11 protein-coding genes are annotated in these 15,096 nt (G+C 64.1%); 3 read left to right on the top strand and 8 right to left on the bottom strand.

The window, feature by feature from the left end:
- Positions 1 to 297, top strand: coding sequence for a PTS transporter subunit EIIB (locus RGV59_RS30635; RefSeq protein WP_017846155.1), 297 nt, complete (start codon positions 1 to 3; stop codon positions 295 to 297).
- A 126-nt stretch (positions 298 to 423) separates the two neighbouring features.
- Here RGV59_RS30635 and mltF read toward each other — a convergent pair whose 3' ends face one another.
- The gene (gene mltF / locus RGV59_RS30630; protein WP_026139926.1) at positions 424 to 1,884 is read right to left on the bottom strand and encodes a membrane-bound lytic murein transglycosylase MltF; all 1,461 of its coding nucleotides are present in this window, start codon (positions 1,882 to 1,884) and stop codon (positions 424 to 426) included.
- Positions 1,885 to 2,170: 286 nt separating this feature from the next.
- Between mltF and purL the strand changes: the two genes are divergently transcribed.
- Together purL and RGV59_RS30620 are read left to right on the top strand one after the other, a co-directional pair.
- Positions 2,171 to 6,067 carry a phosphoribosylformylglycinamidine synthase gene (gene purL, locus RGV59_RS30625; RefSeq protein ID WP_126585451.1) on the top strand — a complete coding sequence of 1,299 codons (3,897 nt, stop codon included), beginning with the start codon at positions 2,171 to 2,173 and terminating at the stop codon, positions 6,065 to 6,067.
- A gap of 4 nt (positions 6,068 to 6,071) precedes the next feature.
- A complete protein-coding gene (locus RGV59_RS30620) occupies positions 6,072 to 6,383 on the top strand; it encodes an NIF3 1 (RefSeq protein WP_017846152.1) in 312 nt (103 codons plus the stop codon).
- 180 nt (positions 6,384 to 6,563) lie between these two features.
- Here the strand turns inward: RGV59_RS30620 and nagE are convergent, their stop codons facing one another.
- The 7 genes from nagE to RGV59_RS30585 form a co-directional block, all read right to left on the bottom strand.
- Complete coding sequence (gene nagE / locus RGV59_RS30615) at positions 6,564 to 8,255, bottom strand: N-acetylglucosamine-specific PTS transporter subunit IIBC (protein ID WP_104904513.1); 1,692 nt, start codon at positions 8,253 to 8,255, stop codon at positions 6,564 to 6,566.
- A 26-nt stretch (positions 8,256 to 8,281) separates the two neighbouring features.
- Complete coding sequence (gene ptsP, locus RGV59_RS30610; RefSeq protein WP_126585450.1) at positions 8,282 to 10,792, bottom strand: phosphoenolpyruvate--protein phosphotransferase; 2,511 nt, start codon at positions 10,790 to 10,792, stop codon at positions 8,282 to 8,284.
- A 36-nt stretch (positions 10,793 to 10,828) separates the two neighbouring features.
- Entirely contained in the window at positions 10,829 to 11,839 is a 1,011-nt protein-coding gene (locus tag RGV59_RS30605; protein ID WP_371928134.1) for an SIS domain-containing protein, read from the bottom strand.
- Positions 11,832 to 12,938 (bottom strand): N-acetylglucosamine-6-phosphate deacetylase, encoded by a 1,107-nt coding sequence (gene nagA / locus RGV59_RS30600; RefSeq protein ID WP_017846148.1) that lies wholly within the window; start codon positions 12,936 to 12,938, stop codon positions 11,832 to 11,834. Before nagA ends, RGV59_RS30605 begins: the two co-directional genes overlap by 8 nt.
- A gap of 36 nt (positions 12,939 to 12,974) precedes the next feature.
- Positions 12,975 to 13,706 carry a GntR family transcriptional regulator gene (locus RGV59_RS30595; RefSeq protein ID WP_017846147.1) on the bottom strand — a complete coding sequence of 244 codons (732 nt, stop codon included), beginning with the start codon at positions 13,704 to 13,706 and terminating at the stop codon, positions 12,975 to 12,977.
- A gap of 262 nt (positions 13,707 to 13,968) precedes the next feature.
- On the bottom strand, positions 13,969 to 14,472 hold the full coding sequence (locus RGV59_RS30590; RefSeq protein WP_017846146.1) for a L,D-transpeptidase family protein: 504 nt from the start codon (positions 14,470 to 14,472) through the stop codon (positions 13,969 to 13,971).
- A gap of 37 nt (positions 14,473 to 14,509) precedes the next feature.
- Positions 14,510 to 15,058, bottom strand: coding sequence for an NUDIX hydrolase (locus RGV59_RS30585; protein WP_017846145.1), 549 nt, complete (start codon positions 15,056 to 15,058; stop codon positions 14,510 to 14,512).
- Between the last annotated feature and the right edge of the window lie 38 nt (positions 15,059 to 15,096).

Genomic DNA, 15,096 nt, shown 5'->3' with positions numbered 1-15,096 from the left:
ATGTTCGAGAAATTGCAGCGGGCGTTCTGGAAAGCCCTGACCCCGGACTTGATCGCCGAAACCGTCGCGGCGCCTGTGCCGGCGGCGGAGAACCTGTTGTCCGCCGATGTGCTGAATGCCCTCGGTGGCGCGGATAACCTCCAGTCGCAACAACGCGTGGCGCTGACGCGGGTGCGTGTGCAACTGCGGGATGCGGCGCGGGTGGATGCGGCGGCGTTAAAGGCGGCGGGAGTGTCGGGAGTGATGGTGCTGGCGGGTGGCGCGGTACATCTGCTCACCGGCCTCCAAGGCCAGTAGCGATTCAAATGTGGGAGGGGCTTGCCCCCGATGGCGGTGGGTCAGTTATAAACAAGCTGACTGTCACACCGCTATCGGGGGCAAGCCCCCTCCCACATTGTGCGGTGGTGTTTGGGGGCTTCGGGTTTACAGCTGCGGGTTCTCTTCCGGCGGCTTAGTCTTGTTGACCCCTGGCACATGCAGGTTGCCTTCGACTACCTGGTTGCCTTCCAGCTGTGGTTGGGTCACCCAGGTGAGGATGTCGTAGTAGCGCCGGATGTTCGCCACGAAGTGTACCGGCTCGCCGCCCCGTGCATAGCCGTAGCGGGTCTTGCTGTACCACTGCTTCTGCGACAGGCGCGGCAGCATTTTCTTCACGTCCAGCCACTTGTTCGGGTTCAGGCCGTCCTTCTGCGCCAGCTTGCGCGCGTCGTCCAGATGCCCGGTGCCCACGTTGTAGGCGGCCAGGGCAAACCAGGTGCGGTCCGGCTCGGCGATATCGTCGTCCAGCTCGTCCTTGATCTTCGCCAGGTACTTGGCGCCGCCCATGATGCTTTGCTTGGCGTCCAGGCGGTTGGACACGCCCATCGCCTGGGCGGTGTTCTGGGTCAGCATCATCAGGCCGCGCACGCCGGTCTTGGAAGTGACCGCCGGTTGCCAGAGTGATTCCTGATAGCCGATGGCGGCCAACAGGCGCCAGTCGACCTTTTCTTCCTTGGCGAAGGTCTTGAAGTGTTTCTCGTACTTGGGCAGGCGCTGCTGCAAGTGCTGGGCGAAGGTGTAGGCGCCCATGTAGCCGAGTACATCGACGTGCCCGTAATAGCGATCTTTCAGGCGCTGCAAGGTGCCGTTCTTGCCGACCTTGTCCAGGTAGCTGTTGACCTCATTGAGCAGGCTGTTGTCTTCGCCGGCGGCCACGGCCCAGCTTTGGTTGCTGGCATCGCCGAGGTCGAACGCCACGCGCACGTTGGGAAAGTACACCTGGTTCATCGCCACTTCGTTGGAGTCCACCAGGGTCAGGTCGATCTGGCCCTCGTCGACCATGCGCAGCAGGTCGACCACTTCAACGGCGTCGGATTCTTCGTATTCGATCGCAGGGTTCTGCTTTTTAAGCTCGGCCAGTTGTTCGGCGTGGGTGCTGCCCTTGAGCACCATGATCTTCTTGCCCGCCAGGTCTGCCGCATTGGTGGGGCGCGACTGGCCGTTGCGGTAGATGATCTGCGGGGTAACTTCCAGGTACGGGTGGGAAAAGCGTACCTGCTGCTTGCGTCGCTCGCTGCTGACCAAGCCGGCGGCGGCGAGGACCGGGCCGTTGGGTTTGCCCAACTGGCCGAACAGGTCGTCGAGGTTGTCGGCGGTCTCGATTTCCAGCTTCACCCCCAGGTCGTCGGCAAAGCGCTTGACCAGTTCGTATTCGAAACCGGTTTCACCGTTGCGGTCCTGGAAATACGTGGCCGGGCTGTTCCGGGTAATCACCCGCAATACGCCATCCTCCTTGATTCGCTCGAGCGTGCTGGGCTTATCAACACAGGCGCTGAGCATCAGGAAGAGTCCGGTGGCGATGAGCCATTTGGCGCATCGCGGGCGCAAAGCAGTTGGGGAGAACATCTGCGCAGTATACGCAAACGGCCCACGGCGCCATATCTCGACAGCGGGGGACTTGTCTGCTAGCCGCCTTGAAACTGTGCTGCAGCCCGCAGAAACGTGGCTTGGAGAGCGATTGTGACGGTTAAAATAACTGTGCCCGCCGCCCCGGATAACGCCCCGACACCTTACAAACCCAGCCAACTGACGTTCGGCAGCGGCCAGCGTTAGTGTTTCGGGTGCCGTTGACGACGGTTTACGTTAGAATGCACGGCCTCAAAGCACACCCCTTCCCGAGGCTGTCCCGAAGATGTTGATCCTGCGCGGCGCTCCTGCCCTTTCTGCCTTTCGCCACAGCAAACTCCTTGAGCAACTGAGCCAGAAGGTTCCAGCTGTTACAGGCCTGTATGCTGAATTTGCTCATTTCGCCGACGTGACCGGCGTCTTGACCGCCGACGAACAGCAAGTGCTGGCACGCCTTCTGAAGTACGGCCCAAGCGTTCCCGTTCAAGAGCCGACCGGCCGCTTGTTCCTGGTTCTGCCGCGGTTCGGCACCATCTCGCCCTGGTCGAGCAAGGCCAGCGATATCGCCCGCAACTGCGGCCTGGAAAAAATCCAGCGCCTGGAACGCGGTATTGCCTTCTATGTCGCGGGCCAGTTCAGCGAGGCCGAAGCCGAGCTGATCGCCGGCAGCCTGCACGACCGCATGACCCAGATCATCGTCAGCCAGTTGGAACAGGCCGGTGCTCTGTTCAGCCACGCCGAGCCCAAGCCGCTGACCGCGATTGACGTGCTCGGCGGTGGCCGCGCCGCCCTCGCGAAGGCCAACACCGAGCTGGGCCTGGCCCTGGCCGAAGACGAGATCGATTATCTGGTCAGCGCCTTCAACGGCTTGAAGCGCAACCCGCACGACATCGAACTGATGATGTTCGCCCAGGCCAACTCCGAGCACTGCCGTCACAAGATCTTCAACGCCAGTTGGGACATCGACGGCGAAAGCCAGGAAAAAAGCCTGTTCGGCATGATCAAGAACACCTACGTGATGCACAGCGAAGGCGTTCTGTCGGCTTATAAGGACAACGCTTCGGTCATCGTCGGCAGCGTCGCCGGCCGTTTCTTCCCGGACCCTGAAACCCGCCAGTACGGCGCGGTGCAGGAACCGGTACACATCCTGATGAAAGTCGAGACCCACAACCACCCGACCGCGATTGCCCCGTTCCCGGGCGCAGCCACCGGTTCCGGCGGCGAGATCCGCGACGAAGGTGCCACCGGCCGTGGCGCCAAGCCCAAGGCCGGGCTGACCGGTTTTACCGTGTCCAACCTGCAGATCCCGGGCTTCGAACAGCCGTGGGAAGTGCCCTACGGCAAGCCGGAGCGCATCGTCACCGCGCTGGACATCATGATCGAAGGCCCGCTGGGCGGCGCCGCGTTCAACAACGAATTCGGCCGTCCGGCGCTGACCGGTTATTTCCGTACCTTCGAACAGTCCATCACCACCCCGCGTGGCGACGAAGTGCGCGGTTACCACAAGCCGATCATGTTGGCCGGCGGCATGGGCAACATCCGTGAAGAACACGTCAAGAAAGGCGAGATCCTGGTCGGCTCCAAGCTGATCGTGCTCGGCGGCCCGGCGATGCTGATCGGCCTGGGCGGCGGCGCGGCTTCCTCCATGGCCACCGGCACCAGCTCGGCAGACCTGGACTTCGCTTCGGTACAGCGCGAAAACCCAGAGATGGAGCGCCGCTGCCAGGAAGTCATCGACCGTTGCTGGCAGTTGGGTGACAAGAACCCGATCAGCTTCATCCACGACGTCGGCGCCGGCGGTTTGTCCAACGCCTTCCCGGAACTGGTCAACGATGGCGAGCGTGGCGGCCGTTTCGAACTGCGCAACATTCCAAACGACGAGCCGGGCATGGCCCCGCACGAAATCTGGAGCAACGAGTCCCAGGAGCGCTACGTCCTGGCCGTCGGTCCTGAAGACTTCGCGCGCTTCCAGGCCATCTGCGAACGCGAGCGTTGCCCGTTTGCCGTGGTCGGCGAAGCCACTGCCGAGCCGCAACTGACGGTCACCGACAGCCACTTCGGCAACAGCCCGGTGGACATGCCGCTCGAAGTGCTGCTGGGCAAAGCCCCGCGCATGCACCGCTCGGCGGTACGTGAAACCGAGCTGGGCGATGACTTCGACCCAAGCACACTGGAATTGGCCGACAGCATCGAACGCGTGCTGCACCACCCGGCGGTCGCGAGCAAAAGTTTCCTGATCACCATCGGCGACCGCACCATCACCGGCCTGGTGGCCCGTGACCAAATGGTCGGCCCATGGCAAGTGCCGGTGGCCGACGTTGCCGTCACTGCCACCAGCTTCGACGTCTACACCGGTGAAGCCATGGCCATGGGCGAACGCACGCCGCTGGCCCTGTTGGACGCTCCGGCGTCGGGCCGCATGGCCATTGGTGAAACCCTCACCAACATCGCCGCGTCCCGTATCGGCAAGCTGTCCGACATCAAGTTGTCGGCCAACTGGATGTCTGCTGCCGGTCACCCCGGCGAAGACGCGCGCCTGTACGACACCGTCAAGGCTGTCGGCATGGAGCTGTGCCCGGAACTGGGGATCACCATTCCGGTGGGCAAGGACTCCATGTCCATGGCCACCCGCTGGAACGACGAAGGCGTGGACAAGAGCGTCACCTCGCCACTGTCGTTGATCGTCACCGGTTTCGCGCCGGTCACCGACATCCGCCAGACCCTGACCCCGCAACTGCGCATGGACAAGGGCACCACCGATCTGATCCTGATCGACCTGGGCCGTGGCCAGAACCGCATGGGCGCTTCGATCCTCGCGCAAACCCATGGCAAGCTCGGCAAACATGCCCCGGACGTCGATGACGCCGAAGACCTGAAAGCCTTCTTCGCCGTGATCCAGGGCCTCAACGCCGACGGCCACCTGCTGGCCTACCACGACCGTTCCGACGGTGGTCTGTTGACCAGCGTGGTCGAGATGGCCTTCGCCGGTCACTGCGGCTTGAACCTGGTGCTCGACAGCGTTGCCGAGGACGCCTCTGAACTCAACGGCATCCTGTTCAACGAAGAGCTGGGTGCGGTGATCCAGGTGCGCCAGGACGCGACGCCAAACGTATTGGCACAGTTCAGCGCCGCCGGCCTGGGCGATTGCGTAGCCGTAATCGGCCAGCCGATCAACAACGGTCAGATCGACATCGTCTTCAACGGCGACACCGTGTTCGAAGGCCAGCGCCGTCTGCTGCAGCGCCAGTGGGCCGAGACCAGCTACCAGATCCAGCGCCTGCGCGATAACGCCGACTGCGCCGAACAGGAATTCGACGTGATCCTGGAAGAAGACAACCCGGGCCTGAGCACCAAGCTCAGCTTCGACGTCAACCAGGACATCGCCGCGCCGTACATCAAGAAAGGCATTCGCCCACAGGTTGCCGTACTGCGCGAGCAGGGCGTCAACGGTCAGGTGGAAATGGCGGCCGCGTTCGACCGCGCCGGCTTCAATGCGATCGACGTACACATGAGCGACATCCTCGCCGGTCGCGTCGACCTCAATGAGTTCAAAGGCCTGGTGGCCTGCGGCGGTTTCTCCTACGGCGACGTGCTGGGTGCCGGTGAAGGCTGGGCCAAGTCGGCCCTGTTCAACAGCCGTGCCCGCGACGCGTTCCAGGGCTTCTTCGAGCGCAACGACAGCTTCACCCTGGGTGTGTGCAACGGTTGCCAGATGATGTCCAACCTCCACGAACTGATCCCGGGCAGCGAGTTCTGGCCGCACTTCGTGCGTAACCGTTCCGAGCAGTTCGAAGCCCGTGTCGCCATGGTGCAGGTGCAGGAGTCCAACTCGATCTTCCTGCAAGGCATGGCCGGTTCGCGTATGCCCATCGCCATCGCCCACGGTGAAGGCCATGCCGAGTTCGCCAGCGAAGAAGCCTTGCTCGAAGCTGATGTATCCGGTTGCGTCGCCATGCGTTTCGTCGACAACCACGGCAAGGTCACCGAAAGCTACCCGGCCAACCCGAACGGCTCGCCGCGCGGGATCACCGGCCTCACCAGCCGCGACGGTCGCGTCACCATCATGATGCCGCACCCGGAGCGTGTATTCCGCGCCGTGCAGAACTCGTGGCGCCCGGAAGAGTGGAACGAAGACGGCGCGTGGATGCGGATGTTCCGCAACGCGCGCGTGTGGGTGAACTAAGGCGGTGTACAAGCTCAGCTTCTTCGTGCCCGGCAGCCATGTGGAGGCGGTGAAAGCCGCCGTCTTCGCAGCCGGCGGCGGGCGCATCGGCGACTACGACAGCTGCGCCTGGCAAGTGCTGGGCCAGGGCCAATTCCGCGCGTTGGACGGCAGCCAGCCGTTTCTCGGGCAAGTCGGCCAGGTTGAAGTGGTTGAAGAGTGGAAGGTTGAGCTGGTGGTGGCGGATGAGCTGATCGTGGCTGTTGTGGCTGCGTTGAAGCTGAGCCATCCCTATGAGACACCGGCGTATGAGGTGTGGCGGTTGGCGGATTTCTGATTCGTTGATTGCATGAACGAGAAACCCGCTGGGCCAGTTTGGTCAGTGGGTTTTTTGTTGGCTGTAAGGGCCTCATCGCGGGCAAGCCCCTCCCACATTTACCCGCATTCCAGCGTTGGAACTCGGGCAAATGTGGGAGCGGGCTTGCCCGCGATGAGGCCAGAACAACCACTACCTCTCTTAAACCCTGGCGCCGACCTCATGGACGCTGACCAGTCGCTCCAATACCTCACTCAAGCCCGAGGCCTTGTCACCAATCAGCAGGTGCCAAACACCGCTATCAAGTTGGCTGACGCCTTGGCAACCAAGTGCCGTCAGTTGAGCCTCGGACACCACCGAATCATCCCCCAGCTCCACCCGCAAGCGGGTCATCGCCACCGCTTCCAGCTGGCGCACATTCCCCCGGCCGCCCAGTGCACTCAACCATTGCTCGGCTTCCTGCACATTGACCGCGACCGGTTTATCCACCGGCGCGCCGGCCACAAACGCTGGCATCGCCAGGCGAATCTCATCGGCAATGCTGTCGGCCATCGGCCCGACCACCACCTGCAAACTGCCGCCGTTGCCCGGCCGCACCACGGCCATCGCGCCGAGGGCTTTCAACTGTGCATCCACCGCTTTGTTGCGGTCGACCATGTCCAGGCGCAGGCGCGTGGTGCAAGCCCCGACGCTGAGCAGGTTGTCCGCCCCTCCCAGCGCGTGGATGTAAGCCGTGGCGCGCTGGTTATCGCTCATCGCTTCGGCCTGCGCCACCGGGATATCTTCGCGGCCCGGTGTCTTCAGGTTGAAGCGGCGGATGCAGTAGCTGAACACGCTGTAGTAAATCGCCGCATAAGCCAGGCCGACCGGTACGACCAGCCAACCGTTGGTGGACTTGCCCCAGCCCAGCACCATGTCGATAAAGCCGCCGGAGAAAGTAAACCCGAGGTGGATATCCAGCAGGTTGGTGACCGCCATCGACAGCCCGGTCAGCAGCGCATGCAGCAGGTACAGGAACGGCGCGAGGAACATGAAGGCGAATTCGATCGGTTCGGTCACGCCGGTCAGGAACGAGGTCAGCGCCATCGACAGGAAAATCCCGCCCATCACTTTGCGTCGTTCCGGCAGGGCGTTGCGGTACATCGCCAGGCATGCGGCGGGCAGGCCGAACAGCATCACCGGGAACATGCCGGTCATGAACTGGCCACCTTTCGGGTCACCGGCGAAGTAGCGGGTCAGGTCGCCGGTCACCACCGCGCCGGTCACCGGGTCGGTAAAGCTGCCGAACACGAACCACGCCATGTTGTTGAGGATATGGTGCAGGCCGGTGACGATCAGCAGGCGGTTGAACACGCCAAACACGAAGGCCCCCAGGCTGCCGCTTTCCATCAGCAACACGCCGAAGCTGTTGATGCCGTGCTGGATCGGCGGCCAGATCAGGCCAAAGATCACGCCCAGGCCGACCGCGCTGAACCCAGTGACAATCGGCACGAATCGCCGCCCGCCGAAGAACGCCAGGTACTCCGGCAGCTTGATGTCCTTGAAGCGGTTATACAGCCCGCCCGCCATCAGGCCGCTGGCGATCCCGGCAAGCATGCCCATGTTGATGGTCGAGTCCATCACCTTGAGCGTCGAGATCATCACCAGGTAACCGATGGCCCCGGCCAAACCGGCCGTGCCGTTATTGTCGCGGGCAAAGCCCACGGCGATGCCGATGGCGAAGATCAGCGCAAGGTTGGCGAAGATCGCCTGCCCGGCGTCGTGCATCACCGCGATGTTGAGCAGGTCGGTGTCGCCCAGGCGCAGCAGCAGGCCGGCGATCGGCAGGATCGCGATCGGCAGCATCAGCGCACGGCCCAGGCGTTGCAGGCCTTCGATAAGGTGTTGGTACATGGCGTGTCTCCCTTTTCTTGTTGTTGTCAGCTCAGCGGCCAGTGGTGTTGACAGGCTTGGCGTACCGCCTTGGCGCTGCTCAGGTCGAGCAGGCCCAGGCTCAGTTGCCGGCATTGCGCCGCGTCCAGGTGGCGGACGCGGTCCTTGATTTCGCCGATCTGCGGCGGGCTGACCGACAGCTCGCTGACCCCCAGCCCGACCAGCACCGGCGTCGCCAGCGGGTCGGACGCCAAGGCGCCGCACACGCCGACCCAACGCCCGTGTTTGGCCGCGCCCGCGCAGGTCTGGGCGATCAGCCGCAGCAGCGCCGGGTGCAGCGCATCGACCCGCGCGGCGAGGCCGGCGTGGTCGCGGTCCATGGCCAGGGTGTACTGGGATAGGTCATTGGTGCCGATGGACAGGAAGTCCGCATGCCTGGCCAGTTGTTCGGCCATCAGCGCGGCGGCGGGCACTTCGATCATCACCCCCAGTTCCGGGCGTTGGGTCAGTTGCAGCTCGGCGCACAGTTCATCCAGGCGTTGGCGGATCTGCAGCAGTTCGTCGACTTCGCTGACCATCGGCAGCAGGATGCGGCAGCGCGCCAGCGGGCTGACTTGCAGCAGTGCGCGCAGTTGCTGGTCGAGCACGTCGGGGCGCACCTGGGCCAGGCGAATGCCGCGCAGGCCCAGCACCGGGTTGGCCTCGACCGGCAGCGGCAGGTAGTCGAGCTGTTTGTCGCCGCCCACGTCGATGGTGCGGATGATCACCGACTTGTCGCCCATCGCATCCAGCACGGCTTGATAGGCCTGGCGCTGTTCCTGTTCATCCGGCGCGGTGCGGCGGTCGACGAAGAGGAACTCGGTGCGCAGCAGGCCGATGCCATCGGCGCCGTTTTCAAACGCCAGCTGGGCCTCGGCGCTGGAGGCGACATTGGCGGCGACTTCGATGGTCATGCCATCGCGGGTGTTCGCTGGCAGTCGGGCCTGGGTCTGTTGTTCCTGGCGACGCAGGCTCTGCGTGTCGCGAATCCGCTCGACTTCGGCGTGGCGCGCCGCGCTGGGTGCCAGCTCCAGGCGACCGTTGGCCGCGTCGAGCACCACGCGTTGGCCTTGGGGCACATCGAGCACTTCGGCGCCCAATGCCACCACGCATGGCAAGCCTTTCCCGCGGGCCAGGATCGCGACATGGGAGGTGGCGCCGCCCTCGGCCATGCAAAGGCCGGCGGCGTGTTGCGCGCTCAGTTGCAGCAGGTCCGACGGCGTCAGCTCGTGGGCGCTGACAATCGCCCCGGCAGGCAACTCGACGTGCCACGCTTCGCCGAGCAGCACGCGCAGCACCCGTTGTTGCAGGTCGCGCAGGTCGTTGGAACGCTCGGCCAGCAACGGCTTGCCCAGGCCCAGCAACACCGCGCATTGCGCCTGGATCGCATCGCGCCAGGCGTGGGGCGCGGCGCTGCCGTGCTCGATGGCGCGGGTGGCGGTGTCCAGCAGGGCGGGGTCTTCCAGCAAGGCGAGGTGGGCGGCGAAGATGTCTTCTTCTTCGGCATTTCGGCGTTGGCGGGCGAGGTCCAGGGTGGTGCGGATTTCGCCGCGCACTTGCTCAAGGGCCGCGTCCAGCCGTTGCAACTGTTCGTCGGCGCAGTGGTTGCCGGTATCGGCCGGCAACTCGATCGTGCTCAGGCGGAACAGCGGCCCGCACACCAGGCCCGGTGCCGCACAGACACCTTGCAACACACCGACCTCGGTATTCGCGCGGCGTGGAGCGGCCGCCATCGGCGTGTGAGGTTCTTCGCCGATGGCGACAGACAGCGCGGCGACCAGCGCCTGCAATGCCGCAGCGCAGTCCTTGCCGCGACAGGTGACGCACACCTCATCGCCCTCACCGATGCCCAGCCCCATCAGGCCGATCAAGCTGTCGCACGCGGCCGACTTGCCGGCGAAGTGCAACTGCGTCTGGCTGCTGAACGCTTGTGCGGTCTTGCGGATCAATGCCGCCGGACGCGCATGCAAGCCGCCGCGATGGGTGATCCGCACGTTGGCGCTGGCTTGCGCGACGGAGTTATCCACAGCGGTTTGCAGCGCGGCGCCGGAACGCAGCGCCACGCGCGCCAGCGGTTCACCGTGTTTGACTGAGCGCTGCGGCAGCGGTGTCAGTTCGAAGCGCTCGCTGTTGGTGAGAATGATCAGGCTGACCAGGCTTTTGCACTGGCGCGCAATCCGGTCCAGATCGAACTGTATCAGCGCCTGGCCCTTGCTCACCTGCGCACCGTTCTTCACCAGCAGGGCGAACCCTTCGCCGTTCAACTCCACGGTGTCGATGCCCACATGCATCAACAGCTCGGCGCCGTTCTGCGCGCGAAGCGTCAGTGCATGCCCGGTGCGCGCGACATGGATGATCTCGCCGTCGCACGGTGCGTACAGGCTATCGTTCAGCGGATCGATGGCCAGGCCGTCACCCATGGCGCCGCTGGCGAATACTTCGTCGGGGACGTTGCCCAGGGCCAGCACCGGCCCGCTGAGGGGGGCGCCGAGGGTCAATGCATTATTGTTGTTGGACATGGGCACGGTACTCATCAGGAAATCGCGGCACGCCACTCAGTGGGTGCGGGTCACTTTGCTCAGGTGGCGCGGCTGGTCCGGGTTCATGCCACGGGCGAGCGCCAGGCCGGCGGCCATGACATAGAAACTCTGGATGGCCAGGATCGGGTCCAGGCTCGGGTGTTCGGCGCGGCTCAGCGGCAGGTCGCGTTCGGCGATATCGTCCGGCGCCGCCAGCAACACGCGGGCGCCGCGTTGGCGCATATCGGCGGCCAGGCTCAACAGGCCGGCTTGCTCGGCACCGCGTGGGGCGAATATCAGCAGCGGGTAGTTGTCGTCGATCAAGGCCATCGGCCCATGACGCACCTCGGCGCTGCTGAAGGCTTCGGCCTGGATCGCCGAGGTTTCCTTGAGCTTGAGCGCGGCTTCCTGGGCGATGGCAAAACCAGCGCCACGGCCGATGACCATCAACTGCTGGCAGTCGCGCAGGGCGTCGATGGCGTTCGTCCAATCCTGTTTGGCCGCCTCGCGCAGGCCATCGGGCAACGCACGGCAGGCGTGCAGCAGGTCGGTTTCCTGGTTCCAGTGGCCGATCAACAGCGCGCTGGCGCTGAGGGTGGCGATAAAGCTCTTGGTCGCGGCCACACTGAGTTCCGGCCCGGCGCACAGCGGCACATGGAATTCGCAGGCGGCTTCCAGGGGCGAGTCTTCGGCATTCACCAGCGAGATGCTCAAGGCGCCGCGTTGGCGCAGCAGGCGCAGGCTGTCGACCAGGTCCGGGCTCTGGCCCGACTGAGAGAAGCCGAACGCGACCTGGCCGCTGACCTTCAACGGCGCGTGCAGCAGGGTCACCACCGACATCGGCAACGACGCCACCGGAATGCCCACGTGCTGCATGGCCAGGTAGGCGAAGTAGCTCGCGGCGTGGTCGGAACTGCCGCGAGCGACAGTCATCGCCACGTGCGGCGGCTGACGGCGCAGGTGCTCGGCGATGTCTTGCAGGCGCGGGGCCAGGCGTTGCAGCTGCGCCGCGACCGCGTCGCTGGAGGCGAGGGCCTCTTCAAGCATTTTTGAAGACAATGGTTTCTCCTTCGACCATGACGTCGGTGAGGTGCAGAGAGCGGTCCAGGCGCACGCAGTCGGCAAAGCTGCCGGGTTGCAGGCGGCCGCGTTGTTCCAGGCCCAGGTAGTCCGCCGGAAATTGCGACAGGCGTTGTGAGGCTTCGCTGATGGGCAGGCCGATCTTCACCAGGTTGCGCAGCGCCTGATCCATGGTCAGGGTGCTGCCAGCCAGGGTGCCGTCGGCCAGGCGCACGCCGCCCAGGCATTTGGTCACGGTGTGGCTGCCCAGCTTGTATTCGCCGTCGGGCATGCCGGCGGCAGCGGTGGAATCGGTGACGCAGTACAGGCATGGGATCGCGCGCAGGGCCACGCGCATGGCGCCGGGGTGTACGTGGAGCAAATCCGGGATCAATTCCGCGTACTGCGCGTGGGCCAGCGCCGCGCCGACGATGCCGGGCTCGCGGTGATGCAGCGGGCTCATGGCGTTATACAAATGCGTGAAGCTGGTGGCGCCGGCGGCGAGGGCGGCGACGCCTTCTTCATAGCTGCCCAGGGTGTGGCCGATCTGCATACGCACGCCGCGTGTACTGAGGGCGCGGATCAGGCGGTCATGCCCGGCGATTTCCGGGGCGATGGTGATCACCCGGATCGGCGCCAGGCGCAGGTAGGCTTCCACTTCTTCCATCAATGCGGTGTGGGCGAAGTTGGGTTGCGCGCCGAGTTTGCCCGGATTGATGTAGGGCCCTTCCAGGTGTACGCCGAGGACCCGGGCGCTGCCGCTCGGGCGTTGCGCGCAGAAGCTGCCGAGCTGGCCGAGCACGCTGGAGATTTCATCCACCGGCGCGGTCATGGTGGTGGCCAGCAGCGACGTGGTGCCAAAGCGCACGTGGGTGCGGGTGATGGTTTCGAAGGCGTCGGCACCTTCCATGATGTCTTTGCCGCCACCGCCGTGGACGTGCAGGTCGATAAAACCCGGCAGCAGGTAGGGCAGGTCGTTGTCCGCCGGGTCGCAAGGTGCGCCTTCAATGGCGATCACCTTGCCGTGTTCATGCACCAGGCGGCCGCGAATCCAGCCATGGGGTGTGAGGATATTGTCTTCGGACATGGGCAGTTCTCTAAGGCCGCAGTGCGCGGCAAAGGCCTATCGACGCAGCTCGGCGACAAAGTCGTAGTAGTCGTTGCGGCAGTAGGTGTCGGTGATTTCGATCGGGGTGTTGTCGGCGGTGTAGCCGACACGGGTCATCAACAGCATGGCGGTGCCGGGGGCGATGCCGACCAGCGCGGCGAACTCGTCCGAGGCGTTGATCGCCTGGATATGCTGCAGGGCGCGCACGATGGGTTTGCCGATGCCTTCGAGGTACTCGTAGAGGGACTGGCCGATGGCTTGCGGGTGCGGCAGCACCGCGGCGGGCATGGTGGTCATTTCGATGGCCATCACCGTGTCGTCTGCCTTGCGCAGGCGCTTGAGCCGCGCCACTTTGTCGGTTGGCGACAGGCCCAGGCGGATCAGCTCTTCGTGGGTCGGCGCGCTGATGTCGCGTTCCAGCCACTGGGAGCTGGGCACAAACCCCTTGAGTCGCAGCATCTCGCTGAAGCCCGACAGGCGCGACAGCGGTTGTTCCAGGCGTGGCGTGATAAAGGTGCCGGAGCCTTGGCTGCGACGGATCAGGCCTTGGGCAAACAAGACTTCCAGCGCCTTGCGGGCGGTGACGCGCGAGATGCTCAACTGCTCGCTGAGGGCGCGTTCCGACGGCAGGGCCTGTTCAGATTTCCATTGGCCGGCGTGGATCGCCGCTTCCAGGTTGCGGGCCAGTTGCAGGTACAGCGGTGTGGATTGCTTGTCGTCGGGACGCAGCGTCAGGATGGGGTTCATCTGTCAGGTTTCCGATGCGGTTATTAGTGTGTTGTCGCCCGGTATTGGCCGGAAACTAATACCACTTAAATACCATGTCAATGCTGCCAAAACGCTTCGGCTCCTGGTTTCAGGGCGCACTAACGGTGTCTGGTATCAAGTGGTATTAGAGAGGTCTTTAAGGCGCGCAGAGCTGCGCAGCCTGCGGGGTGAATTGGTATTCACCGGCAGGCGCTGCCGAGGGCAGGAAACTTTTTTTAGTTAATTGACCGAGGGGCGAAGGTTACGGGCGGATCTCGACCAGGGTGCCGTCCTTGACCAGGTTCCAGACTTCGCGCATGTCGACGTTACGCATGCCGATGCAGCCGTCGGTCCAGTCCAGGGTGTGAAACCACTGCTCCGGGTACTCCGCGGTGTCGGGCGTGCCGTGGATCATGATCATGCTGCCGGGGTTCACGCCTTGGCGGCGGGCACGGGCCGAATCGCTGATATTGGGGTAGGAGATGTGCATGGACAGGTTGTAGCGGTCGCTGGTTTTGCGCCAGTCGATCCAATACAAGCCTTCCGGCGTGCGACGGTCGCCCTCGATCAGCTTGGTGCCCTTGGGGTTTTTGCCCAGGGAGATACGGTAGGTCTTGAGGGGTTTGCCGTCGTTGATCAGTTGCAACTGATGGGCGGACTTGAGGACCAGAATTTTCTCGACCGTCTTGCCGCCCAGGGTTTCCAGGGTGGTGGCTGAGGACAATGTGGCGAACGACAGGCAGAGCAAAGCAAGCAACCAACGCATTAAAACGATTTCCCTTGGACGACGATCTGCCGGTTTGTTATTGGGCGGGCTGGGACAGCGGCGGCACAGCTTCGTTGCGCACCGGGAACGACCGTAGGCGACGGTCGGCGAAGAAGTATTCTAAGGTACGCCCGACTGTGCGGAAAGCCAGCTCGGACCAAGGGATATCGGCTTCGTCGAACAGTCGCACTTCCAGGCTTTCGGGGCCAGCGGCGAAGTTCAGGTCAATCAGCTCGGCGCGGTAGAACACATGCACCTGGCTGATATGCGGCACGTCGATCAGCGTATAGAGACTCAGGTTGCGTACATGGGCGCAGGCTTCTTCCATGGTCTCGCGCATGGCGGCCTGTTCCACGGTCTCGCCGTTCTCCATGAAACCGGCGGGCAGGGTCCAGTAACCCAGGCGGGGCTCGATGGCGCGGCGACACAACAACACTTGATCGCCCCACACCGGCACGGTGCCGGCGACGATATTGGGGTTCTGGTAGTGAATGGTATGACAGTGATCGCATACAAAACGCAGGCGTGCGTCGCCTTCGGGAATGCGTTGGGTGACCGGTTTACCGCACTGGCTGCAGAAATTCATGCTGGGGTTCCTGGAAAGTCTGCCTATCTTGGCGTGGG

The organism is Pseudomonas sp. FG1, assembly GCF_034313875.1.
Taxonomy (GTDB): domain Bacteria; phylum Pseudomonadota; class Gammaproteobacteria; order Pseudomonadales; family Pseudomonadaceae; genus Aquipseudomonas; species Aquipseudomonas veronii.
This window is presented reverse-complemented; position numbering and strand designations above follow the sequence as displayed.

Excerpts from the sequence above, each read along its gene's own strand:
- RGV59_RS30595 (WP_017846147.1), bottom strand. The coding sequence starts at position 13,706 with ATGAACCCCATCCTGACGCTGCGTCCCGACGACAAGCAATCCACACCG.
- nagA (WP_017846148.1), bottom strand. The coding sequence starts at position 12,938 with ATGTCCGAAGACAATATCCTCACACCCCATGGCTGGATTCGCGGCCGC.
- nagE (WP_104904513.1), bottom strand. The coding sequence starts at position 8,255 with ATGTACCAACACCTTATCGAAGGCCTGCAACGCCTGGGCCGTGCGCTG.
- purL (WP_126585451.1), top strand. The coding sequence starts at position 2,171 with ATGTTGATCCTGCGCGGCGCTCCTGCCCTTTCTGCCTTTCGCCACAGC.
- RGV59_RS30585 (WP_017846145.1), bottom strand. The coding sequence starts at position 15,058 with ATGAATTTCTGCAGCCAGTGCGGTAAACCGGTCACCCAACGCATTCCC.
- ptsP (WP_126585450.1), bottom strand. The coding sequence starts at position 10,792 with ATGTCCAACAACAATAATGCATTGACCCTCGGCGCCCCCCTCAGCGGG.
- RGV59_RS30590 (WP_017846146.1), bottom strand. The coding sequence starts at position 14,472 with ATGCGTTGGTTGCTTGCTTTGCTCTGCCTGTCGTTCGCCACATTGTCC.
- RGV59_RS30605 (WP_371928134.1), bottom strand. The coding sequence starts at position 11,839 with ATGCTTGAAGAGGCCCTCGCCTCCAGCGACGCGGTCGCGGCGCAGCTG.
- RGV59_RS30635 (WP_017846155.1), top strand. The coding sequence starts at position 1 with ATGTTCGAGAAATTGCAGCGGGCGTTCTGGAAAGCCCTGACCCCGGAC.
- mltF (WP_026139926.1), bottom strand. The coding sequence starts at position 1,884 with ATGTTCTCCCCAACTGCTTTGCGCCCGCGATGCGCCAAATGGCTCATC.